Genomic DNA, 2,538 nt, shown 5'->3' with positions numbered 1-2,538 from the left:
TGTGACTGCTAAACTAAATGTAACAGTTCTTGCTTGATAAGATTTAACACTTCTTGTCCATTAAAATTCTGGTAACTTCCAAGAGATCCAGAAAAAATACTAATGATTCTTCTTAGACACTAGATATAATAGATTTGTATATCTGAGAGTGTTTGAGGAGGTTTGAAAGGTGGATAAGTGGCAAGTGTATATGGAAATTGATCAACTATTAAAACAAGGATTTAGTAAAAGTAAGGTTGCAGAAAAACTTGGGATTTCAAGACCAACTTTATATCGCTATTTAAATAGAAATCCGCAGGAGATGGCAGAATGGATGGTTACTATTCAATCAAGAGAAAAGAAGCTTGATAAGTATAAAGAATTAATTCTTTCCTGGTTGAGGCAGTACCCAGATATGACGGCAGCTCAAGTGCAAGATTGGCTGCTTGAGAAATATCCATCTTTTGAAGTTGGAGAAAGTACTGTTAGATCTTATGTGAGAGAACTGAGAAAAGAATACAACATACCTAAAGAGACATCGCCTAGATCATATGAGGCTATACCCGATCCTCCATTAGGAGAACAAGTCCAAGTGGACTTCGGCCAGACGAAAAATAAGAAAGCTAATGGAGCAGGAACAGTTAAACTATATTTCATTGCATTTGTATTATCTCATTCACGTTATAAATACATGTATTGGCTAGACCGCCCTTTTACAACGAAAGACGTTATTGAATCACATGAGTTAGCCTTTCAATGGTTTCATGGTATCCCTAACGAGTTGGTATATGACCAAGATAATTTACTGGTTATTAGTGAAAATAATGGTGATTTAATTTTGACTGAAGAGTTTCAAAGGTATAAAGAAGCAAAGAAGTTAAACTTGTTTGTATGTAGAAAAGCGGATCCTGAGAGTAAAGGTAAAATAGAAAATGTCGTAGGTTTTATCAAGCATAATTACGCTAAGCATAGACTATTTCACAACTTAGAATCATGGAATGAATATGCGATAGAATGGCTCAACCGAACTGGTAACGCCAAAGTTCATAACACCACAAAAAAAAGACCGGTTGAAGTGTTTGCCCTTGAAAAACAACACTTAAAACCAGTCACGAACATCATTGATGTTCAACATAACAATAATAACAGTATATCAAGGTCTATACGTAAGGACAATACCATACGGTATTTATCTAATCGATACTCACTACCATTAGGGAGTTTCCATAAATACAAGGAGGTTTATCTTACAGTCGTTAATGATGAAAAGCTCATCATTTGTAGTCCTGACGGGGAGATCTTGGCTAAGCATCAAATATCAATAGAGAAAGGAAAACTTATTCAAGATCGTAAACATCAACGTGACCGTACAAAAGGAATAGATGCCTTTATCAATTCAGTGGCAACTTATTTTGATAATCAAGAATTAGCTCATGAGTTTATATCAAGATTGAGAGAAAAGAATCCACGTTACATTCGCGACCAGTTACAACTGATATTAAATTCGATCAAAACAAATCATTCTATGATTATTAATAGTGCGCTCGATGAATGTATTCACCGAAACCTTTATAGTGGTACAGATTTCAGCGATATCATTGGGTACCTAAAACGACAACGACCGTTACACATTACTGAAAACGATAACGCTGAACAATTGAAACGACCTACAACGATGACTTCCAATTGGGTAATGGATACAAATGCATCAAAAAGAGAAATGGACAAGTATTACTCTATATTAGAAGGTGATTCTCAATGACACAGCTTAATCAATTACAAGAACTTATGAGAACATTAAGATTCGTTGAGACATCTAATCACCTAAGAGAATTAATTAAACAAGCTGAACAAAATGACCATTCTTACACAAAGTTTTTACTTGATATCATGCAATATGAACAAAAACGTAGAGAAGAAAAACAAGTTGAAAAACGTTTGAAATGGGCAACATTCCCGGACTATAAAACACTCGAAGAGTTTGATATTAAAGAGCAACAGTCATTAAGCAAGAAACAGCTTAATCAGTTGGGTGATCTTACATGGATTGACCAGCTGTACAATTTAGTTTTATTGGGCCCTCCAGGTGTGGGAAAAACGCACCTGGCCATAGGGTTAGGAATCAAAGCAATATACGAAGGGTATAAAGTTATCTTCACTTCAATGGGGGATCTTGTACATGCATTAAAAACAGAGGAAATAACACGTAAATCAAAAACAAGATTAAAACGAATGAGAGATGCCGATTTAGTTATTATTGATGACTTAATGTTTATGGCAATGGATCAGCAAGAAGCAAATCTATTCTTCCATTTGATTAATGATTTACATGATCAAACATCGATTGTTTTAACTTCGAATAAAGCACCAAAAGAATGGGGCGAACTCTTAGGCGACCCTGCCATAACGACAGCAATACTAGACCGAATTGTACACCGAGTTGAAATAATACATTTAAACGGTGACAGTTATCGAATGAAGCATCGAAAGAACATCTTCGGGCAGGAAAGTGTAACAAATTAATCAGCAAAAACTGTAACATTTTACTTGACGGTCACA

Annotated in this window: 2 protein-coding genes; both read left to right on the top strand. The window is 35.2% G+C overall.

The window, feature by feature from the left end; all coding sequences use genetic code 11:
- Nucleotides 1-169 precede the first annotated feature (169 nt).
- On the top strand, nt 170-1,741 hold the full coding sequence (istA, locus tag ACFSTA_RS18755) for an IS21 family transposase (protein ID WP_377558368.1): 1,572 nt from the start codon (nt 170-172) through the stop codon (nt 1,739-1,741).
- On the top strand, nt 1,738-2,502 hold the full coding sequence (istB, locus tag ACFSTA_RS18750; protein ID WP_377558367.1) for an IS21-like element helper ATPase IstB: 765 nt from the start codon (nt 1,738-1,740) through the stop codon (nt 2,500-2,502). The genes istA and istB overlap by 4 nt, the downstream gene beginning before the upstream one ends.
- Nucleotides 2,503-2,538 lie beyond the last annotated feature (36 nt).

The sequence above is a fragment of the Ornithinibacillus salinisoli genome (genome assembly GCF_042684965.1).
GTDB lineage: Bacteria > Bacillota > Bacilli > Bacillales > Amphibacillaceae > Ornithinibacillus > Ornithinibacillus salinisoli.
The sequence above is the reverse complement of the archived record's forward strand: the minus strand, read 5'-3'. Positions and strand labels throughout refer to the sequence as shown.